Annotated in this window: 23 protein-coding genes and 1 tRNA gene; 16 read left to right on the top strand and 8 right to left on the bottom strand. The window is 29.4% G+C overall.

All coding sequences use genetic code 11. The annotated features are described in order from the left end of the window. The first annotated feature begins 286 nt into the window (after window positions 1-286). Together porQ and cmk are read left to right on the top strand one after the other, a co-directional pair. On the top strand, window positions 287-1360 hold the full coding sequence (gene porQ, locus Q0684_RS10665; protein WP_299016435.1) for a type IX secretion system protein PorQ: 1074 nt from the start codon (window positions 287-289) through the stop codon (window positions 1358-1360). 2 nt (window positions 1361-1362) lie between these two features. Continuing rightward, window positions 1363-2055, top strand: coding sequence for a (d)CMP kinase (cmk, locus tag Q0684_RS10670; protein WP_299016437.1), 693 nt, complete (start codon window positions 1363-1365; stop codon window positions 2053-2055). Window positions 2056-2252: 197 nt separating this feature from the next. On the opposite strand, the gene Q0684_RS10675 is transcribed toward cmk, so the two are convergent. Beyond that, entirely contained in the window at window positions 2253-2882 is a 630-nt protein-coding gene (locus Q0684_RS10675; protein ID WP_299016439.1) for a 7-carboxy-7-deazaguanine synthase QueE, read from the bottom strand. Window positions 2883-2885: 3 nt separating this feature from the next. Further along, complete coding sequence (locus Q0684_RS10680; RefSeq protein WP_299016440.1) at window positions 2886-3338, bottom strand: Rid family detoxifying hydrolase; 453 nt, start codon at window positions 3336-3338, stop codon at window positions 2886-2888. 216 nt (window positions 3339-3554) lie between these two features. Between Q0684_RS10680 and rpsA the strand changes: the two genes are divergently transcribed. The 4 genes from rpsA (at window position 3555) to Q0684_RS10700 (ending at window position 9472) form a co-directional block, all read left to right on the top strand. Next, window positions 3555-5366: a 30S ribosomal protein S1 gene (gene rpsA, locus Q0684_RS10685; RefSeq protein ID WP_299016442.1), complete on the top strand. Its 1812-nt coding sequence runs from the start codon at window positions 3555-3557 to the stop codon at window positions 5364-5366. A gap of 546 nt (window positions 5367-5912) precedes the next feature. Further along, window positions 5913-6464, top strand: coding sequence for a hypothetical protein (locus Q0684_RS10690; RefSeq protein WP_299016444.1), 552 nt, complete (start codon window positions 5913-5915; stop codon window positions 6462-6464). Between the two features lie 142 nt (window positions 6465-6606). Continuing rightward, entirely contained in the window at window positions 6607-7995 is a 1389-nt protein-coding gene (glmM, locus tag Q0684_RS10695; RefSeq protein WP_299016445.1) for a phosphoglucosamine mutase, read from the top strand. A gap of 10 nt (window positions 7996-8005) precedes the next feature. Further along, the gene (locus Q0684_RS10700) at window positions 8006-9472 is read left to right on the top strand and encodes an aminotransferase class V-fold PLP-dependent enzyme (RefSeq protein ID WP_299016447.1); all 1467 of its coding nucleotides are present in this window, start codon (window positions 8006-8008) and stop codon (window positions 9470-9472) included. Here the strand turns inward: Q0684_RS10700 and Q0684_RS10705 are convergent. Then, window positions 9450-10361 carry a lysophospholipid acyltransferase family protein gene (locus Q0684_RS10705; protein ID WP_299016449.1) on the bottom strand — a complete coding sequence of 304 codons (912 nt, stop codon included), beginning with the start codon at window positions 10359-10361 and terminating at the stop codon, window positions 9450-9452. The genes Q0684_RS10700 and Q0684_RS10705 overlap by 23 nt on opposite strands. Window positions 10362-10444: 83 nt before the next feature. Between Q0684_RS10705 and Q0684_RS10710 the strand changes: the two genes are divergently transcribed. Next, window positions 10445-11101, top strand: coding sequence for a rhomboid family intramembrane serine protease (locus Q0684_RS10710; protein WP_299016451.1), 657 nt, complete (start codon window positions 10445-10447; stop codon window positions 11099-11101). A gap of 473 nt (window positions 11102-11574) precedes the next feature. Here Q0684_RS10710 and Q0684_RS10715 read toward each other — a convergent pair. The 4 genes from Q0684_RS10715 to gcvT all read right to left on the bottom strand — a co-directional run bounded on the left by Q0684_RS10715 (window position 11575) and on the right by gcvT (window position 15127). Then, a tRNA-Gly gene (locus Q0684_RS10715) sits at window positions 11575-11647 on the bottom strand. Window positions 11648-11801: 154 nt separating this feature from the next. Next, complete coding sequence (locus Q0684_RS10720) at window positions 11802-12800, bottom strand: metal-dependent hydrolase (RefSeq protein ID WP_299016453.1); 999 nt, start codon at window positions 12798-12800, stop codon at window positions 11802-11804. A 15-nt stretch (window positions 12801-12815) separates the two neighbouring features. After that, window positions 12816-13931, bottom strand: a complete 1116-nt coding sequence (locus tag Q0684_RS10725) for an SDR family oxidoreductase (protein ID WP_299016455.1) — start codon at window positions 13929-13931, stop codon at window positions 12816-12818. Between the two features lie 110 nt (window positions 13932-14041). Further along, window positions 14042-15127 (bottom strand): glycine cleavage system aminomethyltransferase GcvT, encoded by a 1086-nt coding sequence (gcvT, locus tag Q0684_RS10730; RefSeq protein WP_299016457.1) that lies wholly within the window; start codon window positions 15125-15127, stop codon window positions 14042-14044. 134 nt (window positions 15128-15261) lie between these two features. Between gcvT and Q0684_RS10735 the strand changes: the two genes are divergently transcribed. Continuing rightward, window positions 15262-16890, top strand: coding sequence for an aminopeptidase P N-terminal domain-containing protein (locus Q0684_RS10735; RefSeq protein WP_299016459.1), 1629 nt, complete (start codon window positions 15262-15264; stop codon window positions 16888-16890). 2 nt (window positions 16891-16892) lie between these two features. After that, complete coding sequence (locus Q0684_RS10740) at window positions 16893-17114, top strand: VF530 family protein (RefSeq protein WP_299016461.1); 222 nt, start codon at window positions 16893-16895, stop codon at window positions 17112-17114. A gap of 611 nt (window positions 17115-17725) precedes the next feature. On the opposite strand, the gene yiaK is transcribed toward Q0684_RS10740, so the two are convergent. Beyond that, window positions 17726-18733: a 3-dehydro-L-gulonate 2-dehydrogenase gene (gene yiaK, locus Q0684_RS10745; RefSeq protein ID WP_299016463.1), complete on the bottom strand. Its 1008-nt coding sequence runs from the start codon at window positions 18731-18733 to the stop codon at window positions 17726-17728. A gap of 258 nt (window positions 18734-18991) precedes the next feature. Between yiaK and Q0684_RS10750 the strand changes: the two genes are divergently transcribed. From Q0684_RS10750 to Q0684_RS10780, 7 genes are all read left to right on the top strand, one after another. Further along, the gene (locus Q0684_RS10750) at window positions 18992-19987 is read left to right on the top strand and encodes an IS110 family transposase (RefSeq protein ID WP_299016465.1); all 996 of its coding nucleotides are present in this window, start codon (window positions 18992-18994) and stop codon (window positions 19985-19987) included. A gap of 158 nt (window positions 19988-20145) precedes the next feature. Then, a complete protein-coding gene (locus Q0684_RS10755) occupies window positions 20146-20934 on the top strand; it encodes a tetratricopeptide repeat protein (RefSeq protein WP_299016466.1) in 789 nt (262 codons plus the stop codon). A gap of 139 nt (window positions 20935-21073) precedes the next feature. Further along, on the top strand, window positions 21074-21640 hold the full coding sequence (locus tag Q0684_RS10760; RefSeq protein WP_299016468.1) for a DUF4274 domain-containing protein: 567 nt from the start codon (window positions 21074-21076) through the stop codon (window positions 21638-21640). A 287-nt stretch (window positions 21641-21927) separates the two neighbouring features. Next, entirely contained in the window at window positions 21928-22926 is a 999-nt protein-coding gene (locus tag Q0684_RS10765; RefSeq protein ID WP_299016469.1) for a Fic/DOC family N-terminal domain-containing protein, read from the top strand. 143 nt (window positions 22927-23069) lie between these two features. Further along, window positions 23070-23630, top strand: coding sequence for a hypothetical protein (locus tag Q0684_RS10770; protein ID WP_299016472.1), 561 nt, complete (start codon window positions 23070-23072; stop codon window positions 23628-23630). Between the two features lie 5 nt (window positions 23631-23635). Beyond that, on the top strand, window positions 23636-24046 hold the full coding sequence (locus tag Q0684_RS10775; protein ID WP_299016473.1) for a hypothetical protein: 411 nt from the start codon (window positions 23636-23638) through the stop codon (window positions 24044-24046). A gap of 95 nt (window positions 24047-24141) precedes the next feature. Continuing rightward, the gene (locus tag Q0684_RS10780; RefSeq protein ID WP_260584645.1) at window positions 24142-24423 is read left to right on the top strand and encodes a type II toxin-antitoxin system RelE/ParE family toxin; all 282 of its coding nucleotides are present in this window, start codon (window positions 24142-24144) and stop codon (window positions 24421-24423) included. The last annotated feature ends 7 nt before the right edge of the window (window positions 24424-24430 follow it).

A 24430-nucleotide genomic window follows, 5' to 3' on the forward strand; every position in this document is an offset into this window, starting at 1 on the left:
TTTATGTGGGAGAGTAGGTCGCCGCCTTTCTTAAACTAAAGTCTCAATTCTTATGAATTGAGACTTTTTTTTTACACTAAAGCTAAATAAAAATTACAAAAACCTACATAAAACTAGAAAATACCATAATTTAAAGTACAATGAATAATTTAAATTTTCTAAGTTAAATTGTTTTGAGATTTTTTACGTTTCATACGATTTTTTTCAAATTTGAACTGACACTTTTCAAAAATAAAATTGATTTAAAGCTTATTTTAAATAAGATATATTCATTTATTTTATAATATTGAACTATTTTTACGTTATTATAATAGATGTAGTTTTAGGCATTTTTATGAAGCACTTACTATTTATACTTTTTATTTTTTGCTCTTTTTTTGGGTATTCTCAAGTTGGTGGGCAGTCTGTTTACCAGTTTTTGAATGTTCCTACATCTGCCAGACAAATTGCATTAGGTGGAGATATTTTTAATACAACAAATGATATTAATCAGCCTATTTGGAATCCTGCTACAGTTGATAACAGCTTAGACCGTAAAATTGGTGTTAATTATTCTAACTATTTGGCTGATATAAACATAGGTTCTTTGGCTTATGCAACTGAACTTTCTAGAAGATTTGGTACTATTTATGCAAACATTACTTATTTGGATTATGGTAACCTCATAGGAGCAGATGAAGACGGTAACGAAACAGGAGATTTTGGAGCAAAGGACATTGCTGTTGCAATTGGCTACGGATATAATGTGCCAAATACTAATTTTTATTTTGGTACGAATATTAAATTTATTTCTTCTAATATTAATACGTTTAGTTCTTTTGGATTGGCTTTAGATTTAGCACTAATGTATAGAAGTGAATACAAACCATACACTTTTACATTGGTTGCAAGAAATATAGGTACACAATTGCGATCTTTTAATGGAGTTATTGAAAAATTACCTTTAGAAATTGCTTTAGGAGGGAGTTATCAATTGGAATATGTGCCTTTAAAATGGTATGCTACAATTGATAATTTACAGCAATGGGATATTTCTGTTGCTAATCCCTCTGATCAAATAATTGATTTAGAAGGTAATATTACAGAAGGAGAAGTTGGTTTTCTAGGAAATGCAATAAGACATTTTGTTATTGGTGCAGAGTTATTTCCGGAAAGTTTAATAAATTTAAGGTTAGGATACAATTTTAGGAGAGCTGCTGAATTAAAATTACAAAATGCACGAAGCTTTAGTGGTATTTCTTTTGGTTTTGGTATTAAAATGAACCGTTTTAAGTTTAATTTTGCAAATTCTAGATTTCATTCTGCTACTAATGTGAGTACATTTAGTTTAGAAATAGATTTAGATAGTAAGAGATTTTGATTATGGAGAATATAACTATTGCTATTGATGGATTTTCATCTACAGGAAAGAGTACAATAGCAAAATTAATTGCAAAAAAGTATAATTATGTATATGTAGACACTGGTGCTATGTATAGAGCTGTTACTTTATTTGCAATGCAAAATAATTTGGTAACTATTGATTTTCTTAAAAAGGAAGATTTAGTTAAACAGCTTGAAAACATTTCTTTGGAATTTATATTTAATAGTGATTTAGGTTATGCTGAAATGTTTTTGAATGGAGAAAATGTGGAAAAAGAAATAAGAACGTTAGCAGTATCTAAATTGGTTAGCAAAGTGGCCACCATTTCTGAAGTTCGAAAGAAATTAGTTTTAGAACAACAGAGATTTGGAGAAAAAGGTGGTGTTGTAATGGATGGAAGAGATATTGGAACTGTAGTTTTTCCGAATGCAGAATTAAAATTATTTATGACGGCTTCTGCGGATAAAAGAGCAACAAGGCGTTACAAAGAATTACTTGATAGAGGTGATAAGGTTTCTTTTGATGATATTTTATTTAATGTTCAAGAGCGTGATAGAATTGACTCTACAAGAGAAGATTCACCATTATTAAAGGCTGAGGATGCAATTGAATTTGATAATTCTGATATGGGTATTGCTGAGCAATTTGAAAGAATGTGTAGCTTGGTAGATCAAAAGATAGCTCAAAACTAATTGTTTGCAAGCGAGTCTAGCCGCGATTGAAACGGCATCCTTTTTATTACTTATTTTAACTCAGTATCGTTTTTTAAAAGTTATTTGTTAATATTATTTTAGTAGATTTATAATTTCAGCAATAATAAAAAGATATAGTGTAAAGCGTGAAATAGCTTCAAAAAAAATAAATTCTTGTTTTTACTAAAATTGCAACACTAAGGGATATTTAAATACTTATGCGTTTGTAAAGAAATTTTCCATTTTGGGTTTTTCATCACATAATCTACAATTTCTTCGGTCATTTTTTCTTTTTTAGACCATTCTGGTTGTAAAAAAAGTTGGCATTTTTCTGATACTTTAGCAGCTTGTTCTTCTGCAAAGTCAAAATCTGATTTGTTATGAATAATCATTTTTAGCTCATCTGCTTCTGGATAAACTTCGGCCAAAGGCAATTTTGTTTTCTTTGGTGAAAGACAAAACCAATCCCATTTTCCAGAAAAAGAATATGCGCCAGAGGTTTCTATATGAGTTTTTATATTATTTTTTTGTAGATTTTCTGTAATGTAATCCATAGACCACATTAAGGGTTCACCACCTGTAATAACTACTGTATTTGCATGTTTTTTAACGTTGTTTATAATGGTGTCTGCTAAAGTTGGTGGGTGCAAATCGGCATTCCAACTTTCTTTAACATCGCACCAATGGCAACCCACATCACAACCTCCAACACGTATAAAGTAAGCGGCAGTTCCTGTATGAGAACCTTCACCTTGTATGGTGTAAAACTCTTCCATTAGAGGTAGCATAATACCTTTATCTACTAAATCTTGTGTTTTTTTATCCATGTTTTACTTTTTGGCAGCAATTACTTCAATTTCAATTTTAGCATTGCCTACTAAATCGGCTGCAAATGTAGTTCTTGCAGGTAAATTATCAGTAAAAAAAGTACGATAAATTTTGTTCATTTTAGAGAAATCATCAATATTAGAAAGTATAACTGTGCATTTTACCACATTATTTAGTGTTAAATTATGTTGTTTTAAAACAGCTTTAATATTTTCTAATGCTTGTTTGGTTTCAGCTGCAGTGCCACCAGTAACTAATTTACCAGTTTTATGGTTTTTGCCAATTTGACCAGTTAAAAAGAATACATTATCTACTTGTACAGCATCTGAAAAAGGTAGATTTTGTCTACTTTTTTCGTGCGATTTGTAAAAATTAACGGTAGATTTAGCTTCTTGCTTGCAGGCAAAACTGATTACTATTAAAAATAGAAAGCATAAATTTTGTAGTTTTCTCATAATATTCTGATTATCAAATGCAAATATAAATACTATTACAGTAAATAAAATACTTGTAAGTAGTTAAAAATCAAATGATTTTTGTAAATTTGCACTCCTTTTTACGAGAACAGATTTGTAGAAGGAGCAAAAAAACAATTATTTATAAAAACATCTCTTTGCGTTTTAATCGTTAAAAATCTGTAAAACAATAAGATACAAAATTAATTTAGACACATGTCTGAAGAAACAAAAAACACTGAAGAGCAAGTAGCTGCTACTGAAGTACAAGAAACAGCAACTCCTGCTGTAGATCCAAAACAATTTTTAGCAGATTTCAATTGGCACAGATACGAAGAAGGTATTGATGAAGTTGATGAGCAAAAATTAGTTGAGTTTGAAAAAGCTTTAGAAGGAACTGTAGGGTTTGTAAACGAGCGTGATGTAATTGAAGGAACTGTAATTAGAATTACAGATAGAGATGCAATTATAGACATTAACTCAAAATCTGAAGGAGTTATTTCTTTAAACGAATTCCGTTACAACCAAGGTTTAGCAGAAGGAGACAAAGTAGAAGTATTGGTTGACAAGAGAGAAGATTCTTCTGGTCAGTTAGTATTATCTCACAAAAAAGCAAGAGTAATTAAAGCTTGGGAAAGAGTTAACAATGCACATGAAACTGGAGAAGTAGTTAATGGGTTTGTTAAGTGCAGAACAAGAGGTGGTATGATTGTAGATGTTTTTGGAATTGAAGCATTTTTACCAGGATCTCAAATTGATGTGAAGCCAATTAGAGATTACGATCAGTATGTAGAAAAAACAATGGAATTTAAGGTTGTAAAAATAAACCACGAATTTAAAAACGTTGTAGTTTCTCATAAAGCGCTTATTGAAGCAGATATTGAATTACAGAAAAAAGAAATCATTGGCCAATTAGAAAAAGGACAAGTATTAGAAGGTATTGTTAAAAATATTACTTCTTATGGTGTGTTTGTAGATTTAGGTGGTGTAGATGGTTTAGTACATATTACAGATTTATCTTGGTCTAGAATTAATCATCCTAATGAGGTTGTAGAATTAGACCAGAAATTAAACGTTGTAATTTTAGATTTTGATGATAACAAATCTAGAATACAGTTAGGTTTAAAACAATTATCTGCACATCCTTGGGAAGCTTTAGACAACGAATTAAAAGTTGGCGATAAAGTTACTGGAGAAGTAGTAGTAATTGCAGATTATGGTGCATTTGTAGAAGTAGAACAAGGAGTAGAAGGGTTAATTCACGTTTCTGAAATGTCTTGGTCTACACACTTACGTTCTGCACAAGACTTTGTAAAAGTTGGCGATAAAGTAGAGGCGCAAGTATTAACTTTAGACAGAGAAGACCGTAAAATGTCTCTTGGTATGAAGCAATTACACCCAGATCCTTGGACAGATATTACAACTAAATACCCAATTGCATCTACACACACAGGTACTGTAAGAAATTACACAAACTTTGGTGTTTTTGTAGAGTTAGAAGAAGGTATAGACGGTTTAGTATACATTTCAGACCTTTCTTGGACTAAGAAAATTAAGCACCCATCAGACTTTGTAACTGTTGGCGATAAATTAGAAGTACAAGTATTAGAATTAGATGTAGAGAACAGAAAATTAAACTTAGGTCATAAGCAAACTCAAGACAATCCTTGGGATTTACATGAAGCTACGTTTGCAATAGGTTCTACACACACTGGTACTATTAAAGACAAGAATGATAAAGGAGCTGTTGTAACACTTTCTGATGGAGTAGAAGGTTTTGCACCAACACGTTTCTTAGAAAAAGAAGACGGTTCTAAGTTAGCTAAAGGAGATACTGTAGAATTTATTGTTACAGAATTTTCTAAAGAATACAGAAGAGTTGTAGTTTCTCATACTTCTATCTTTAGAGAAGAAGAAAAGAGAAATATTAAAGCTGCTGCTAAGAAATCTGCAGATGTAGAAAAAACTACATTAGGAGATATTGGTGGTTTAGCTGCCTTAAAAAAGAAAATGGAAGAAGGTAAATAATTCCTTATTTTTCTTAATATATTTTAAAACCCGATACATTTTTGTATCGGGTTTTTCTTTGTGCTGAACTCGTTTCAGCATCTCTAAATCAAGTAGAAACTATTGTTTTAAATTTTCTATATTCTTAGAGTGATTTTAATTTTTTTAGCAACTAATTTGGGCGTTACCACACAGAAAAAGTGTGGTCGGGCTTTACGCACTCGCTTTGTCCTTGCAGTCCAAGAGCTCAAACAAACGCTTCAATCCCTAACGCGCGTATTTGCCAACAAATAGCTATTATTCCCAATAAATCATAATTAAATTATATTTTGTAAAAAGTTATATTCAGTAAGTATTTTATAATTAAATAATATCTAGGTTTAAAATTTGATTAATTTGTGTAAAGGTTACGTGATATTTTTTTAGTACATTTAATTGTCTTTAAGTACAAACTGATCACTATTAGTTAAAAATTGCTAGCAAAAACAATATTTTAAAAATTGCCTACATTATTTTAAAACTTACAGAAAAAAATGTGTTATTGAATTATGAATTAAAAATCTAAATATGAAAAATAAATATATTATCAGTCTATTAGTATTATTTTCTCTGGTGATATTCATTCGCTGTGAATCAAATAATAAACAAATTCCCACAAACTTAGAAATGGGAGCCTTAGATTTATCAGATTTAAAACTAAATATTAATTTTGGTTTTGGAGAAGAAAAACTTCTTGAAAAACAGAATTTCAAACGTTTTATCGATAGTAATTTTGATGAGATTGCGAAGATGGATAAAGATTTAATATTCTTATTTAAAATTAAGAATGGTAAAACTTTTTATTCTATAAATAATATGGAATCTTTGATAAAGATTGCCAGTAAAGAAAAGGGTATAGCTTTACAAAAAGTACATTCATCAGGATTTTATAATGAAACAGCAACCTGTACTACTTGTAGTGGAAAAAGTTGTATTGAAAAAGCCTTAGTAGATACAGCTGGTGATGAAAAGGAACAAGTGTTTTTTGCCATGACTCCTAGAAAAGTTGGTTTTGTTCAAAAAGGTGTTAGAGTTTGTTATGCCTCAAATATCAATGCTATAGTAGATGCATTAGATTAGAAGCTCGATAACTTTTCTTAATATAAAATACTTATAGACTTTAATGTTTATGAGTTTTTTTATGTATTCTATTTTAACCATTTTTACTTCTCATTTAATAGAATTATCTTTGTTAGAATCAATCGAAAAAAGATAATATTTAATGACATTAATAAAATCAATATCAGGAATTAGAGGAACCATAGGTGGTAAAACTGCCGATAATTTAACACCAATAGATGCCGTTAAATTTGCATCGGCTTATGGTGCTTTTATCAAGAGTAGAAATCCAAATAAAGATCGCATTACAGTTGTTATTGGAAGAGACGCCCGTATTTCTGGTAAAATGATTTCTAGTTTAGTTGCCAATACATTAGTTGGTTTGGGTATTAATGTGATAGATTTAGGTTTATCAACCACACCAACTGTAGAAGTTGCTGTTCCTTTAGAAAAAGCAGACGGAGGTATTATTTTAACAGCATCACACAATCCAAAACAGTGGAATGCCTTAAAACTACTAAACGAAAAAGGAGAATTTTTAAACGGAGCAGAAGGAGAACAAATATTAGCATTAGCAGAAAACGAAGATTTTGAGTTTGCAGACGTAGACGATTTAGGAACGTATACCAAAGACAATACTTATTTGCAAAAACATATAGATGAAGTTCTAAATTTAGAATTAGTAGATGTTGAAGCCATTAAAAAAGCCAACTTTAAAGTGGTTGTAGATGGCGTAAATTCTACAGGAGGTATTTTTATACCTGCCTTGTTAAAAGAATTAAATGTAGAATGTATAGAGTTGTATTGTACTCCAAATGGACAATTTCCTCATAATCCAGAGCCATTAAAAGAACATTTAACAGATATTTCTGAATTGGTTGTAAAAGAAAAAGCAGATTTTGGTATTGTTGTAGATCCAGATGTAGATAGATTGGCTTTAATATCTGAAGACGGTTCTATGTTTGGCGAAGAATATACTTTAGTTGCTTGTGCAGATTATGTTTTAGGTAGATTAGGTGGTGGAAATACTGTTTCTAATTTATCATCTTCAAGAGCATTAAGAGATGTAACCGAAAAACATGGTGGAACATATACAGCATCTGCAGTAGGTGAAGTAAACGTAGTAATTAAAATGAAAGAAACCAATACTGTTATTGGTGGAGAAGGAAATGGAGGTATTATTTACCCAGCTTCTCACTATGGACGAGATTCTTTGGTGGGTGTTGCTTTGTTTTTATCGCATTTAGCGCATAAAAAAGTATCTTGTAAAACACTTAGAGATAGTTACCCAAGTTACTTTATGAGTAAAGAGAAAATGAAATTGACTCCAGAAATTAACGTTGATGCAGTTTTAGAAACTATGGCAAATAAATATGCAACTGAGAATGTAAATACAATTGACGGTGTAAAAATAGATTTTGCAGAGGAATGGATTCACCTAAGAAAATCGAATACAGAACCGATTATTAGAATTTATACAGAAGCAAAATCTCAAGAAAAAGCAGATGCGTTGGCAGAACGTTTTATAAAAGAAATTAAAGCCATAATTTAAACAATATGTGATGAATTTAGAGCAGTATTTTAGTCAGTTTAGAAAAAATATAGTAGGTATAGACCAAACTTTTGTTTCTCCTTATGGAGAACAAAAGTTAGTTTACGCAGATTGGACTGCAAGTGGACGTTTATATAGACCTATAGAAGATAAATTACTGCATAAATTTGGGCCTTTTGTTGCCAACACACATACAGAAACTTCTACTTCTGGTGCTGCTATGACTTTAGCGTATCATGAAGCTAGAAAAATTATAAAACGTCATGTAAATGCAAATGATAATGATGTTTTAATAACATCTGGTTCTGGTATGACAGGAGTTGTCAATAAATTTCAAAGAATTTTAGGTTTAAAAGTTTCAGAAAACTTAAAAAATCATACTACTATTCCAGAAGATATTAAACCTATTGTTTTTATATCGCATATGGAACATCATTCTAACCAAACATCTTGGCTAGAAACTATTGCAGATGTTGTAGTTGTGCCTTGTAATGAAGAAGGTTTAATTTGTTTGCAAATTTTTGAGGATTGCATAAAAGAACATCAACATAGAAAAATAAAAATAGTTTCTATTACCTCTTGCTCTAATGTAACCGGTATAAAAACACCTTATCATAAAGTAGCCAAATTAATACATAGCTATAATGGTTTATGTTTTGTAGATTTTGCTTGTTGTGCGCCATATGTTCATATAAACATGCATCCAGAAAATGAAGATGAACGCTTAGATGCTATCTTTTTTTCACCGCATAAATTTTTGGGTGGTCCTGGAAGCTCAGGAGTTTTAATTTTTAATAAAAGTTTATATAAAAATACGGTGCCAGATAATCCTGGTGGTGGTACTGTAAGTTATACAAATCCTTGGGGACAACATGATTATTTTGATGATGTAGAAACTAGGGAAGATGGAGGTACACCAGCTTTTTTACAAACGATAAAGATTGCTTTAGCAGTGCAAGTAAAAGAGCAAATGGGCACAGTACATATTAAAAATAGAGAAAACGAAATTAATAAAGTTGTTTTTAAAACCTTAGAAAGTTTAAAAGGTGTGCAAATTTTAGCTCCAAATTCTACCAATAGACTTTCTATTTTTTCTTTTTACTTTGAAAAATATCACTTTAATCTGGTAGTAAAACTTTTAAATGATCGTTTTGGAATACAAACTAGAGGTGGCTGCTCTTGTGCTGGTACTTATGGTCATTTTTTACTCAATGTAAATCAAGAAACCTCAAACAAAATTAAAGACCAAATTTTACAAGGTTGTACTACAGAAAAACCAGGTTGGGTACGTTTGTCTTTGCATCCTACAATTACCACAGCAGAGTTAAGTTTTATATGCAATGCTCTTAAAGAATTATCAGAAAATATAGCAGATTGGTCTAAAGACTATAAATATGATGCTATTAAAAATGATTTTGTGCATAAAACTGTAAAACCCTTAGAAAAAGATTTAGTTACTTCTTGGTTTGCGGTTTAATTTTTTGCCACTCTGCAAATCTATCTTTATGCTTAAATCTCTTATGAGACCAAAGGTAAAATTCGGGTTGTGCAAGTATGTTTTTCTCTGTAATTTTTAAATACTTTTCAGTGATTTCGTAGTCTTTATAGTCTTTTGGTGTTTCTGTAATTAACTCAAAATCAATTTCATAATAGCCTCTTTTTACTTTTTTTGCTACATAATTAATTACTACAAAATCAAATTTTTTGGCTAACATTTCTGCGCCAGTGTGTATGGGTACTTTTACGTTTAAAAAATTACTCCAATAAAATGTTTTGTGTAATTGTGGCGATTGATCGCTTAACAAGATATAAGCAGCAGTTATTTTGTTTATTTTATTTTTAGTAATGTTTTTAACAGTTTGTGAGGTTTTATAACCATCTATACCAAACCTTTTTCTGCTTTTTTTAATAGCTTTTTCGTAGTATTTATTTGCAATTCTTGTATAAGCACCTAAAATAGTAGTTTCTAATGCTAAAGGCATGCTTGTAGACCATTCCCAATTTGCCTGGTGTGCACCAACTATAATTATACTTTTACCTTGTTTACCATATTTATCTACTAATTCTGGGTTATTAAATTTGTATCTGGCTCTAATTTGTTTTTCAGAAATAGAAAAATACTTAACGCTTTCTACAATTAAATCGGTAAAATGTTTAAAGAATTTTTTTCTAATATTTATTAATTCTGAATCTGATTTTTCGGGAAATGCCAATTTTAGATTATCTAAAACCACTTGTTTTCTATAACCAAAAACATGATAGATTAAAAAGTAAAAACCATCTGAAATTACATATAATAATGATAAAGGTAACCTTGAAAGCAACCATATTAAAGGGTAAGTAAAGGCAAAAGCTAAAAATTGCATAATGTATTTTGTGTTTTGCAAATATCGTATATAAATTTAAATTGTTCGCTTTTTTACCACTAGGTTTTTAGTATGTTTGTAATATGATAGGCACTATAAATCAAGCAGTTTTAATAATAATTGTGGCCAATGTTCTGGTTTCAATGAAAGGTTTTAAAGATTATCCTTTTTTAAACAAGTACAAATTTCAGGTAAGTAGTATCTTATCTGGGGATAAAATAAGAATGATTACCTCTGGTTTTTTGCACGTAGACTGGATTCATTTAGGCTTTAATATGTATGCATTGTACTTATTTGGTGGTATTGTAGCCAATAGCTTAGGTATGCCATACTTTTTCCTTATTTACTTTGGAAGCTTATTGGCGGGTAATTTATATTCTTTAAACTATCACAAAAAAGAATCTTATTATTCTGCTGTTGGTGCTTCTGGCGCCGTTTCTGGTATTATTTATGCTTCTATATTATTATATCCAGATATGAGTTTGTATTTGTTTTTTATACCGATACCAATTCCTGGTTATATTTTTGGTGTTGGTTATTTGTTGTATTCTATTTATGGTATGAAGAAACAATTGGGAAATATTGGGCATTCTGCGCATTTAGGAGGGGCAATAGGTGGCTTTATTCTAACGTTGATTTTTAATCCAATTTTGTTTACCACCAACACTTTATTGGTCGTTTTGTTAGCAGTTCCTATAGTTTTAGTGATTTTATTTGGCGATAAACTTAGAGACCTATAATCGATAATAATCTAATTTTTGTTATTTTTTTATTTTGTTTTTAATGATGAATAGCTAATTTAAAATTACACTTTTAGTAAACTCAAATGCATAAAAAAAGACTTTATTATTTCTAATAAAGTCTTTGAGCGAAAGACCAGGTTTATCTCGTCTGTGCTCGATATAAACTTCTCACCTTAGTTTATTTATTTTCTTAAAATTATTGTATAAAAAAAGACCTTATCATTTTGATAAAGTCTTTGAGCGAAAGACCAGGTTTATCTCGTCTGCGCTCGATATAAACTTCTCACCTTAGTTTATTTATTTTCTTAAAATTGTTGCATAAAAAAAGACTTTATCATTGCTGATAAAGTCTTTGAGCGAAAGACCAAGTTTATCTCGTCTGCGCTCGATATAAACTTCTCACCTTAGTTTATTTATTTTCTTAAAATTATTGCATAAAAAAAGACCTTATCATTTTGATAAAGTCTTTGAGCGAAAGACCAGGTTCGAACTGGCGACATTCAGCTTGGAAGGCTGACGCTCTACCAACTGAGCTACTTTCGCGTGGTAAAGAGTTGCAAATATAAAATGTTTTTTAACATCTGCAACCATTTTTTTCAATAAAAAAGATTACTGTTATAATAGTGCTAAAAATGAATTACTTAGCGATTTGTAAAATTTAATTTTTAGGATTTATCAAAATATAAATTGACTGTTTTTAGTTTCCTTTAATTCTGGCCCAAAGCTCTTTAATTAGTTTTTTACCATCTCTTTTTGCTTTTTTTTCTTCCGTAAAAAATGGAATTCCATTTTTATCTACTGTAATTTTATACTTGAAGACAAAATTGGTTGCATTTGATGCTAAACTTAAAGTGCCAAATCGTAAATCGTTAAAATAAAGTGTATCATTTTTTTTATTGATGGTAAACCAACCTTTAGAAATAGCAATCATTCTTTGTGTTTTAGGGTGATTTTTTAAATTGCCTAATAAATGATGGTTTTTTTTATATTCTGAAAACTGAATAGGTTTTGTATCAAAAAAAGAAGTATTTCCTATAAGAAAAGCATCTTCTGTTTTTACATTGGCAGTCCATAAAATGGTATTTAACGGACTAGGTTTTGTTTCTAATTCTTGATAAGTTATGTGCTGATTTTTTAATTCGTTTTCAAAATTAGTAAAAGCAATACTTTTTAAAAATATTGTAATTACTAAATAACTACTGCTAAGTAGTAAACCTAAGTTATTGTAAAATCGTCTTTTTTTATGGCCTCTTTTTTTAGAAAGCGCCAGCACTAAACATATCAGAAATGGTAATGTATAAAGCGGGTCTATAACAAACACATTTTTAAAAGCCAAGCGCAAATCTAAAGGCCAAAATAATTGTGTACCCCAAGTGGTTTGTGCATCTAAAATTGGGTGTGTAATAAAAGCCCAAAAGAACAGCCAAGACCAATCTTTTAAATTTTTGTATTTCTCATATGTAGAGACAATAAATGCAAAAACGGGTGCAAATACAACAGAAAAAAAGGTAGAATGTGTAAAACCTCTATGAATTTCTAAAGCAGTTACAGTATCTGTAAAAAGTGTAGCAACAATATCTAAATCTGGTATAGTACCAGCAATTGCACCATATAACATGGCTTTGTTACCTATTTTTTTGCCTAAAACAGCTTCACCAACTGCAGCACCTAATACTATTTGCGTTAAAGAATCCAACTTAATGTATTTGGTTTAATAACTTTTCTTAAACTTTTTTTCTGCAGAAAAGTGAATCAAGTTCATAAAATTATCATGCACACCTAAGGTAATGTCTAGTTGTAATTGATGTATTAATTTTAAAATTTGATCAGATTTAAACTGTAAATCTGGTATAGAAATATAATTTTCGAAAATTGTACCAATCGTTTTATAGTACAATTGCTCGAAAGAATTTAAGTTACTAGGTTTTTCATTTACATATTCATAAGAATTCATATTAAAATACTCTAAAACCTTACCTATGTAATGTTTGTGTAATATCTGTTTAGGATTTACAATATTCAATTCCTTAATAGAAGGATCTAGAAAAGCATGCAAAATAGCTTTAGCCACAAAATCTACAGGTACAATATTTAAACCACTTTTCTTATCAATCCAAATTCTGAAATTATCTATGGATTTGTTAGCATATTTATCGAGAAATATCGCCCAAGCATAAAAAACATCAAACTTAGGAGTTTCAAAAAACGGTTTGTCTATTAAACGACCACAAATAATGCTAGGTCTTAAAATTTGAGATTGTATGTTTTTTTGTGCGCACATTTTTTGCACAAAACGCTCACTTTCGTACTTAGATTTTTCGTACGGATTTCTAAATTTTTCTGCTTTATAATTAGAAATGGTATCGTTCACTTTAGTGTTTTGTATACCAAATGAGAATGCTGTGCTTATGTAAATAAACCGATTTACACTATTTGGTAATTGTTCTAAAAGTTGCTTGGTTACTAGAAAATTTTGAGAATGAACTGTATTTTTAGAATCTGCAGTGCTTGCTAAATTTGTAGAGCCAGCACAATGTATTACTGTATTAAAATTATATTTTTCTAAAGTATTTTTTTGAATTGTAGTTAAATCTTCTGCTATAGGTGTAATTTTTTCCAAACAGTTTTCTAAGCTAAATTGATTTAAAAAATTGGGCCTAGAAGCGTCTTGTAAAATGGCTAGCAAACGTTCTTTTGCAGATTTTTCTCCATTTCTTATAACAACATATAAGTGATTTATTGTTTTTTCTACCAGTGCTTTGTGTATCCACTCAAAAATAATATGACTTCCAACAATTCCTGCACCACCCGTTAATAAACAATTCATAAAATATTTTTCTATATTTTTAAAGTGTAAAAATACTTTTTTAAAAATAAAAAAACCTTAATTCTTAAATTTAAGAACTAAGGTTTGTGTTAATCTTATACGCTTTTATTTTATCCTTTGTAAAAAGGCAATTTTACAATAGTTGCAGGTATTGCTTTCTTACGCACCTGAATGTAAATTTTAGCACCAGATTTGGCAAATAAAGTAGGTACATAACCCAAGCCAATTCCTTTTTGCAAACTAGGGCTCATGGTTCCAGAAGTTACACTTCCTATAATATTACTATTGCCATCTACAATGTTATAACCATGTCTTGGTATGCCTCTTTCATCTAACTCAAAACCAACCAAACGTCTTTCTGGTTTGTCTTCTTTTTGTTTTGCTAAAGCGTCTGAGTTTACAAAATCTTTAGTAAATTTTGTAATCCATCCTAAACCTGCTTCAATAGGAGAGGTGCTATCATCTATATCATTACCATATAAGCAATAGCCCATTTCTGTTCTTAAGGTGTCTCTTGCTGCTAAACCAATAGGTTTAATTCCAAAACCTGCTCCAGCTTCAAAAACTTTGTTCCAAATTTGTGCTACTTCATTGTTTTTACAATAAATCTCAAATCCGCCAGAACCTGTGTAACCAGTTGCAGAAATAATTACATTATCTATTCCTGCAAAATCGCCAATTTTAAATTTGTAAAACGGAATATCTGCCAAGTCTAAAGAAGATAGAGATTGCATGGCATCTATTGCTTTTGGACCTTGAATAGCCAATAAAGAATACGCTTCAGACAAGTCTCTTAAATCTGCATTAAATTCTTTGTTATAATTAGAAATCCAATTCCAATCTTTTTCTATGTTGGAAGCATTTACAACCAATAAATAGGTGTTTTCTTTAATTCTGTAACAAATTAAATCATCTACAATTCCGTTTTCTGTATTAGGAAAACAACTATATTGTGCATCGCCAACAGCTAATTTAGAAGCGTCATTAGAAGTTACTTTTTGTATTAAAGCAAGTGCATTTTCTCCACTAACTAAAAATTCGCCCATGTGACTTACATCAAAAACACCAACAGCATTTCTAACCGTTAAATGTTCTGCAGTAACACCTTCATATTGCACAGGCATATTATAACCTGCAAAAGGAACCATTTTTGCACCTAAAGCAACATGTATATCGTTTAAAGCTATATTCTTCATTTATGTAGATTTCTTAATTTTTGGGCTAAATTATTGAAAAATGTACAATATAGCATCACTAATTTTTTGTTAATTTTTTCCTTTCACAAATTTTTTTCTTTTACTTTTGATAAACATATATAAACTACTTATTAATGCTATTACGTTATTTTTTATTTGTTCTTGGTTTTACATTAACGCTGAATATATCTTCGCAAACACCAACAGATTATTTACCCAAAGAATTTCATAAAAGTAGGCGAGAAGCATTACGCGCCAAAATGCCGGTAAATTCTGTAGCTGTAGTTTTTGCAAATCCGTTAAGAAATAGAGCCAATGATGTAGATTATGTATTTCATCAAGATCCTAATTTTTATTATTTAACAGGTTATAGAGAACCAAATGGGGTTTTAGTGTTATTTTCTGATGATCAGCAAGCTGAAGATGGCACTGTATATAATGAAATGCTATTTGTGCAAAAGAAAGATAAACGTGCAGAACAATGGGATGGAAAACGTTTGGGAATTGAAGGAGCAAAGGAAAGATTGGGTTTTAAAATGGTAATGAATGGCGAAGATTTTAAAAATGCTGGCATCAATTTTAAAGCTTTTGATAGAATTTTTGTTGAGAAATTTAATGATGATTATAGAAATTCGACAAACAATACTGGCGAAATTTATGATTTGGTAATGGCGTTTAAACAGAATGCAGACTACAATCCAAATAATTTTTTATCACCCATAAAAAAACAAATTTACGAGTTGGTAAAATCTACTCCAATAGAAAACAGTGCTAATGTTGCACAAATAATTGGTAGAGCAATTGCTTACGACCCTTCTTTAAAGGAAGATACAGATTTAATGAAATTTAAAGATGCCTCAGAAATAGCCATAAAAAAAGATTTGAAAGAGAAGATTACTTTAAAATTAAACGCCAAAACTAATATAGATATTTCTTTCTTATCTAGTAATTTAGCTACTTTAAGAGAGGTAAAAACTCCCGCAGAAATTAAATTGTTAACCAAGGCAATTCGTATTTCTGCTGTTGGACAAATAGAGGTAATGAAAGCCATGAAACCACACATGTCTGAAATTGAATTGCAAGGAATTCATGAATTCGTTTATAAAAAATATGGTGCAGAATATGAAGGTTACCCAAGTATTGTAGGAGCAGGCAATAATGGTTGTATTTTGCATTATATAGAAAATAGTAAAACTAAAGTTGGTAACGATTTGGTTTTAATGGATTTAGGTGCAGAATATAGAGGTTACACAGCTGATGTTACTAGAACTATACCTGCAAATGGTAAATTTACGAAAGCACAAAAAGCAATTTATAATATTGTTTATGATGCGCAAGAAGCTGGTATTAAAGCCTATACAGTAGGTGAAAGTATGGCTAAACCAAATCAAATTGCAATAGCAGTAGTTAACCAAGGTTTATTAGATTTGGGTATTATTAAAAGTTTAGATGAAAAACATCCTTATTTTCCTCATGGTACATCACATCATATTGGTTTAGATGTGCATGACCCAGGTAATTATGGAAATTTTGAAGAAAATATGGTAGTTACTATGGAACCTGGAATCTATATTCCTGAAGGTAGTAATTGTGATAAAAAATGGTGGGGAATTGGTATAAGAATAGAAGATGATATTTTAGTGACTAAAAATGGACCTGTAAACCTATCTGCAGAAGCCCCAAGAACCGTAAAAGAAATAGAAAAAATGATGGCTAAAAAATCTGTTTTAGATGATTTTGTATTGCCTAATTTAGACGAATAATAATGAGTAAAGAACAACCAAATAACCCTTTGCACGGTATAAAATTAGCTACCATTTTAGAACAACTATTTAAAGAATATGGTTGGGAAGAATTAGGCTATTCTTTAGGTATAAAGGCATTTTTAAATAATCCAACCTATAAATCTTCTTTAAAATTTTTACGAACAACACCTTGGGCTAGAGAAAAAGTAGAACAGTTTTATCTAAAAAATATGTTGAAATAGTTTTAATAGATTTTTAAATTCAATTTAAACTAATTTTAGTAAATGTCTTAGTTAAAATAAAGATGTAAATCTTAATAACTTCGCGGTTTTATGTACCTTCAACTAACTGTTTTGTAAGGTAAATAACAAAGTACTTCTTTAGATTTTCTTTGTTGTTTTAGAAATTACAATAGAAAAAATAGTATTTTTTAATATTGTTTTTCTAAGCCTAAATAATTAATTAAATCAAAAAATATATCATTAAAAACAATTGCAAAAACTATTGTGCAAACAATACTTATCAGTAATATTTTAGAAAAGTATTGCAACTTTTTGTTGCTATTATTTTTAATTATTTTATGAATTGTAAAGGGTAGTACAAACATAAATATTGGGATTCTAAAAATAGGACTTAATTCTGAAGCTTTGCCTTCGAAGACATAAACCAGACAAATTAGGCTAAAAATAGTTATTGATGCTACAAAACCCCACATAAAATCTTTAACAGCTAAGGCTTTTAATTTGAAAAGCTTAATTATTTTGGTTATAGCTATTATTCCAATAATTAAGGCAATAAGTAAAAACGGTAAAAGAATTATTCCCATTAGTTTTAAGTTGTTTTTATTTCAGTCTTACTCTGATTCTAATCTTGTAATTTTATCCCAAATCGTTTCATCTACAAAAATACCTTCTTTTAAATTTTTAGCTCTAGTTTGTGAACTTCGTTCTCCAGGATAGTAAATTTTATTTTCAGGTTGCATTACTTCTACATCGTGAGTAAAATTTATAATTTCATCTAATAACCTATCTTGTAAAACATTGTCGCCAAAAATTTCTGGATAAATGCAAATAAATACTTGAGAAATTCCAGTTTCTATTTCCTTTTTTCCAATTTCATAGGTAGAATTTCCTGCAGATAAAACAGTAGCTAACATATCTAAAACCATAGAAAGTGCAGAGCCTTTCCAATAACCAATAGGCAAGCCACGTTCTTTTTCTAATATTTTTTCAGGATCTTTAGAGAGTTGGTTGTTGTTATCCCAACCACCAAAATGAGGCAGTTTTTCTCCTTTTAATTTATAGTTATTTATGGTACCAAAGGCAAACTGAGAAATGGCCATATCTAAAACTATGTTTCCTTTTTTTCTAGGAATAGAAACCACAAAAGGATTGTTACCAATTCTACTATCTTTTCCACCCCAAGGTGGCATGTTGGGTTGTGTATTTGTAAATAAAATGGAAATACAGTTGGCATTTGCGGCAAGTTTCCCGTAAGTTCCACCACGCATCCAGTGGTTTGTATTGCGCAATGCGACCATGCCCATTCCGTGGTTTTTAGCCAATTCAATTGCTCTATTAGTACATTTAGTAGCATTTATAATTCCTGGTCCTAAATTACCATCCCATCTTTCTATATTGCCAAAAGTGCCTACATTTTCTGCCTCTGAATTAATTTTAATAACTCCTTTTTTTATGTATTCTATAAAAAGAGGTACTCTATTAATTCCATGAGAGTTTACACCATCTAGTGTGCTTTCTGTAAATGTGTTTGCAAGAGTTGTTGCTTTTTCTTGAGTAAATTTATATTTCACAAAAAGGTTTGTAAGTACCTTTTGCATTTTATTTGGTGTAATTCTCATTTGTTTTGCGTTAAATTGAGTGTAAAATTTTGAATATATGATTTAATTGACTCTTAAAGCTTTTTTGTTCCGTTTTAAATTTAAGAAATAAAAATAGATTGACAGAACAAAGTTTATGTTTTTAAAATTAATTAAAATCTGTTTAATTTTGCAAAATTCAATTGGATAAAAGTGTGTGATAAGATTAAAATACACGGTGAAGCATTTGACTTCGACAACATCGATAATCCGCACACTTAAAATTATTAATTTTTTTTAATGAAAACTTTAAAACATATTTTTGGTGTAGATGTTAGTAAAGACAAGTTAGATTTATATTCTAGCTGTAAAGGTAATTTTGTTTTGAGAAACGAGGAGTTAGGTTTTAAGAAATTACTTAAAATTTTACCAGAAAACGCTTTGGTTGTTATAGAGGCTACTGGCTATTATCATTACTTGTTAGCCCAATTTTTAGTTAAACATAATGTAAGTGTTTCTGTTGTTAATCCCTTAAGTGTAAAGCGTTTTATACAGATGAAGCTATCTCAGGTAAAAACGGATAAGAGTGATGCAAAATTTATTTATCAATATGCTTTAACCAACAAAATGCCAGAATATAAGGTTTTATCAGAGGTACAGTTTGAGTGCTTGCAATTATACCGATTATTAGATATTTATGTAAAGCAAAGTACTGCTATTAAAAATAAAATTCATGGTGAAAAAGTATTAGGATTTCCATCAAAAGCAGTGATTGATTCTTTAAAAAGGAATTTAGAATATTTAAAAAATGAAATGACTCTGATAGAAGAGGAGTTGGTTGGCCTAATAAGTACAGAGTATAAAGATCAGTTGGATTTATTAAAAACAATTCCTGGTATTGGTAATAAAACAGCTATGTATTTGATAATTATTTCCAATGGTTTTAGAAAATTTGAGAAGGGAAAACAACTATGTAATTATGCCGGAATTACACCTGCTATTAGGGAATCTGGAAGTAGTGTGAGAGGCAAAAGTAGAATAAGTAAAATGGGGAATAAAAAGTTAAGAAACCTTTTATTTTTAGCTTCTTTTACGGCTAGTAAATACAATAGGGCCTGCAGGGAGTTGTATGAACGGATAATAGCCAAAGGAAAAAGTAAAAAATTAGCAATGATTGCAGTAGCAAACAAGCTTATAAAACAGGCGTTTGCGGTTGTTAAAAAAGGAGTTGTTTATAATGAGAATTATGTATCAAAGCTTTATAATACAGAGAATATTAAGGTTGTTTTAGAGTAAAATTAGTTTGTTGTAATTAAATGGTATGAGATTGTAAACTTTGTTTTAAAGAAGCTTTTACCTACTGATAAACAAAGTAAAAATGTTCTGTTATCCCGTAAATTTTAATGATAATAGGTTATATTTGTAGAGATATAACTAGTTAGGGCACATTTCAAATGAAAAAAATTACGCTAATTTTAATATCATTATTTACAATTTGGAGTTGTGAAAATGACGGTATTTCTGATAAAGATAAAAAGAAGGCAATTGAACTTAATAATCAGGCTGTAGATTTGAGGATTAACGGAAAAATGGAAGAAGCTAAAAAAATCTACGAAAAAGCATTGAAAATTGATGGAACTAATTTGAATATACGTTTTGCATTAATTGGAATTTATGGAGAAGAAAAGGAGACTGAGAAAGCTTTTGAACTTTTAGAAAAACTACCCGAAAAACAGAAAGGCACAGTTTATTATTATCAAGCAAAAGCTGGAATTTTTGAATTAAATGGAGATATTGAAAATGCAAAAATAAATTATGTAAATGCTTATAATTTAAGTGAAATAGGAGAAATTAAAAACGAAAAAGACTTAAACTCTCTTGTAGGTTATGCTATGATTGAGACCTTTTCAGGGCAGAAAGAAAGAGCTGTAGAAAGAATAAATAAAGTACTGAAATTTGACTGGTTAACAGAAAACAATAAAGAATATTTAGAAACTTTTAGAAACGAATTTGAGTTTTATCAAGGTAATGGTGCATTGGAATTTGAAAATAAAACGGAAATTAGGATTTGTACAAAAAATACGGATAGTTTAAAAACTTTATTAAGGAACAATCATATTAATATTTCAGGAGGCAGTAATCCAATTGGAAAAAATAAATTGTCAGAATTGAGAATTAATAGTAAATTTAGAAGTGCGATTGAGAAATTAGGAATAAAAGAATGTGAAAAAAACGTGCCCTAACACCGTGTATAATTTATTGCTATTTAAGGCAATTTTGGAAAGTTTTTGCACACTTTAAATGTAGTAATTATTTACTAACTTTACGCTAAACCAACGCAACAAACCATACACAACAACGTTATGTAACATTTAACCAAAAATGATAATTACACCTTCAAAAGAGAAACTTATAATCGAGAATTTTATCGAATATTCATTTGATAATGACGATTATGACTTTACGCCAGATTTTGAGATTTTTAAAAAATTAAATTCGACTGACCAATATTTTCTGGCTGAAAATTATAATTGGGACGATGGAATTGAAGTTTTGAATTGGATTGTAAATAGTCCAAAATGTGATTTAGGAACTGCAACTCTAATATTTTGGAAAGCTGAACCTGATTATTATACGGAATATAATACTGAAAATATAAGCGAAAGTGATAAAGACATTTTTGATTTACTATTAAACATAATTTCAAAAATTAAAAATCGTGAATTTAAAAAAAGGCGATTTGAATTTATTCCTTCAGAATACAATGTTGCCGAATTTAAAAGTGAGTATGATATTTGGAAATTACCGAATGAATTAAAAACTGGAAATAAAGGAATTTTACCAATTAGTGTGAGTAGAATTAAATCAATAATTTGGAATTACCAACGAAATAAAAGACTAAAAAAACGAGAGAAACGAAAAGCAAAAAGGAGAAAAAACGTTACATAACAGCATGTATAAAAAATTGCTATATTTCGCTTAATTAAAGGTTAGTTGTTTTTTAGTTGCAACTATTTTCCTGCGGAAAATACTCGCACACTTTAAACGCAACTTTCCATACACATTCACGTTGTACTTAATGCGGGACAAAAAGTCGCATATTGAATTTAATTGAACTATTTTTTGTATTTTTGGTACATATGTAATTTACAAGAGATAAAATGTCCCAAATCAATAAACTTGCAAAACTTCCACCGAAAAGAGAAAAAGTAGAAACTATTGAAATTCTTCGTCAATTGAGTAAATCCTCAAATTCATTAGGAGAATTAAAAGGAATTGCCAAAACTATTCCTAATCAAGAAATGCTGATTAATGCTGTTGTCTTACAAGAAGCTAAAGATAGTTCTGAAATAGAAAATATTATTACAACACAAGATGAATTATATAAAGCTTTAGCTACAAACACAAAACAAGCAACTCAAGTTAAAGAAGTTATAAATTACAGAAGTGCTATTTTTTCTGGTTTTGAATTAGTTAAGAAACAAGGATTTTTAAAGTTAAAAGATATAGAAACTATTCAAAAAACCATTATCGAAAATAATGCTGGAATTCGCTCAATGGCTGGAACTGTGCTAAAAAACGATAAAACTGGAGAAATTGTCTATACACCACCACAAGAAAAAGACGAAATATTGGATTTATTAAGTAATTTCTTAGAACATTTTAATGTTAAACAAAACGATTTAAATCCATTAATTAATTTAGCTATTTTACATTATCAGTTTGAAAGTATTCATCCTTTTTATGACGGAAATGGAAGAGCAGGAAGAATACTAAATATTTTATACCTAATTCTAAATGACCTTTTAGATATTCCTATTTTATATTTAAGTTCATATATCAACGAAAATAAAGCGGATTATTACCGTTTACTAAACACAGTTAACAATAAAGATGAATGGTCTAAATATATAATCTATATGCTAAAAGCTATTGAAATAACATCAAATAGAACTATTGAAAAAATAAATTCAATTAAAATATTGTTGGATAAAACTATATTATTTGCTCAAGAAAAGGAACCTAAAATTTATAGAAAAGAATTAATTGAATTACTCTTTGAACAACCTTATTCTAAAATAGAATTTGTTGTAGAAAAATTAAATGTAGAAAGAAAAGCGGCTTCACGCTATTTAAAAAAAATGGAAGATATTGGAATATTAACTTCTCAAAAAATTGGAAGAGAAAGTGTTTACGTAAATACAAAATTGATAGAAATATTGAAAAAGCACTAAGTACAACACCGTGTATAATTCATTGCTAGTTATAGTCTACTTACGAAAGTCCTCGCGGACTTTCTATCTGTGATTTATTTGCTAACTTTAGTGCTTAAACCACGCAACGAAATCATACACAAAACCGTTGTACAACATAAAGAATGAAAAATAAATCCGTTATAATAATTATATTTTTTGCTTTCAGTTTGACTATATATTCTCAACAATCTGAAAAATACCTTGAATTGACAAAAAACTTGAAACCAATTGATTCCGTAATTAAAATTAAAAAATATAGAAACGGAAAAACTAAACAGATTTCTAAATTTTTAGTCTACGAAAATGGAGAATATAATTACGATTTAATGAGTGATAAACAGCAGTTATTTAATAAAAAAGGAGAATTGATTTTTGAACAATTATATGACAGTTTTGGAATCCTATTGTATCAAAAGCAATTTAATGAATTTGGAGAAATTTATAAAATAATCGAAACAAACCGAATTGAATTAAAAAAGAATATTTCAGTTGAAGAATTATTTACCACTAACAAAAATATAATAATTGAGAGTTTTGAGAAAGAATTTAATAATACGGAAAAAGGAGAAAAACTGAAATTGTGGAAAGCTGGAAAAAGATTGAATGGAAAAAAAATTGGCGAATGGAAAATTTATAATCTTTGTGACAATACATCGAAAATAAAGAAGTATAAAGACAATTAAAAGTTATGAAAAACGTATTTAAAATAATAACTGGAACAACTATTTTAATAATGATTGTTTGGTTTTCACATCCTAATTATCCTAATAATTGGAATAAAATTAAAATTAGTGATTCCAGAATTAAAATGGAAAATCAAATTGGAAAATCTCTGACATCTGAATATTATGATATAAAAGGAGATATTTATATTTCTGAAACTTTTTTAGGTTGGTATAGACTTGATATACATTCAGACAAAAATGAAAATATTGGAATGATAAATATTAAATTTTATTTAGGAACGAAAGAACATTATAAATGGTGGAATTTAAAAAACGTTGTACAACAGCGTATAAATTTTATTGCTATTTTTAGCTTATTTGGGAAAGGTTTCGCACACTTTAATTTTAGTAAATATTTACTAACTTTACGCTAAATCAACGCAACAAATCTTATACAATCACGTTAGGCAACATTTGGTGGAACGAAAAAAAACACATACCTTTGACGTTAGTAACGTAAAACAAGAATATGATAATTTCTTTTGGAACGAAAGAAACTGAAAAAATTTGGAATGGAATTCGAGTAAAGAAATTGCCGAACGAAATTCAAAATGTAGGTAGGAGAAAAATGAGAATGCTTAATAACTCACAAGATATTGCTGATTTAAGAATTCCACCATCAAACCGACTTGAAAAGTTAACAGGAAATCTGAAAGAATATTATAGTATTAGAATTAATAAACAATGGAGAATCATCTTTATTTGGAACAACGGAAACGCAAGTGAAGTTGAAATAGTTGATTATCACTAAAAAAGAA

The sequence above is a fragment of the uncultured Polaribacter sp. genome, from assembly GCF_947503875.1.
Taxonomy (GTDB): Bacteria; Bacteroidota; Bacteroidia; order Flavobacteriales; family Flavobacteriaceae; genus Polaribacter.

What these genes read in the sequence shown, in the direction of transcription:
- Q0684_RS10675 (WP_299016439.1), bottom strand. Translation starts at nt 2,882, where the DNA reads ATGGATAAAAAAACACAAGATTTAGTAGATAAAGGTATTATGCTACCT.
- Q0684_RS10760 (WP_299016468.1), top strand. Translation starts at nt 21,074, where the DNA reads ATGATAATTACACCTTCAAAAGAGAAACTTATAATCGAGAATTTTATC.
- Q0684_RS10725 (WP_299016455.1), bottom strand. Translation starts at nt 13,931, where the DNA reads ATGAATTGTTTATTAACGGGTGGTGCAGGAATTGTTGGAAGTCATATT.
- Q0684_RS10750 (WP_299016465.1), top strand. Translation starts at nt 18,992, where the DNA reads ATGAAAACTTTAAAACATATTTTTGGTGTAGATGTTAGTAAAGACAAG.
- rpsA (WP_299016442.1), top strand. Translation starts at nt 3,555, where the DNA reads ATGTCTGAAGAAACAAAAAACACTGAAGAGCAAGTAGCTGCTACTGAA.
- glmM (WP_299016445.1), top strand. Translation starts at nt 6,607, where the DNA reads ATGACATTAATAAAATCAATATCAGGAATTAGAGGAACCATAGGTGGT.
- gcvT (WP_299016457.1), bottom strand. Translation starts at nt 15,127, where the DNA reads ATGAAGAATATAGCTTTAAACGATATACATGTTGCTTTAGGTGCAAAA.
- Q0684_RS10705 (WP_299016449.1), bottom strand. Translation starts at nt 10,361, where the DNA reads ATGCAATTTTTAGCTTTTGCCTTTACTTACCCTTTAATATGGTTGCTT.
- Q0684_RS10755 (WP_299016466.1), top strand. Translation starts at nt 20,146, where the DNA reads ATGAAAAAAATTACGCTAATTTTAATATCATTATTTACAATTTGGAGT.
- Q0684_RS10735 (WP_299016459.1), top strand. Translation starts at nt 15,262, where the DNA reads ATGCTATTACGTTATTTTTTATTTGTTCTTGGTTTTACATTAACGCTG.
- Q0684_RS10710 (WP_299016451.1), top strand. Translation starts at nt 10,445, where the DNA reads ATGATAGGCACTATAAATCAAGCAGTTTTAATAATAATTGTGGCCAAT.
- yiaK (WP_299016463.1), bottom strand. Translation starts at nt 18,733, where the DNA reads ATGAGAATTACACCAAATAAAATGCAAAAGGTACTTACAAACCTTTTT.
- Q0684_RS10740 (WP_299016461.1), top strand. Translation starts at nt 16,893, where the DNA reads ATGAGTAAAGAACAACCAAATAACCCTTTGCACGGTATAAAATTAGCT.
- Q0684_RS10680 (WP_299016440.1), bottom strand. Translation starts at nt 3,338, where the DNA reads ATGAGAAAACTACAAAATTTATGCTTTCTATTTTTAATAGTAATCAGT.
- Q0684_RS10700 (WP_299016447.1), top strand. Translation starts at nt 8,006, where the DNA reads ATGAATTTAGAGCAGTATTTTAGTCAGTTTAGAAAAAATATAGTAGGT.
- Q0684_RS10775 (WP_299016473.1), top strand. Translation starts at nt 23,636, where the DNA reads ATGAAAAACGTATTTAAAATAATAACTGGAACAACTATTTTAATAATG.
- Q0684_RS10690 (WP_299016444.1), top strand. Translation starts at nt 5,913, where the DNA reads ATGAAAAATAAATATATTATCAGTCTATTAGTATTATTTTCTCTGGTG.
- Q0684_RS10770 (WP_299016472.1), top strand. Translation starts at nt 23,070, where the DNA reads ATGAAAAATAAATCCGTTATAATAATTATATTTTTTGCTTTCAGTTTG.
- cmk (WP_299016437.1), top strand. Translation starts at nt 1,363, where the DNA reads ATGGAGAATATAACTATTGCTATTGATGGATTTTCATCTACAGGAAAG.
- Q0684_RS10780 (WP_260584645.1), top strand. Translation starts at nt 24,142, where the DNA reads ATGATAATTTCTTTTGGAACGAAAGAAACTGAAAAAATTTGGAATGGA.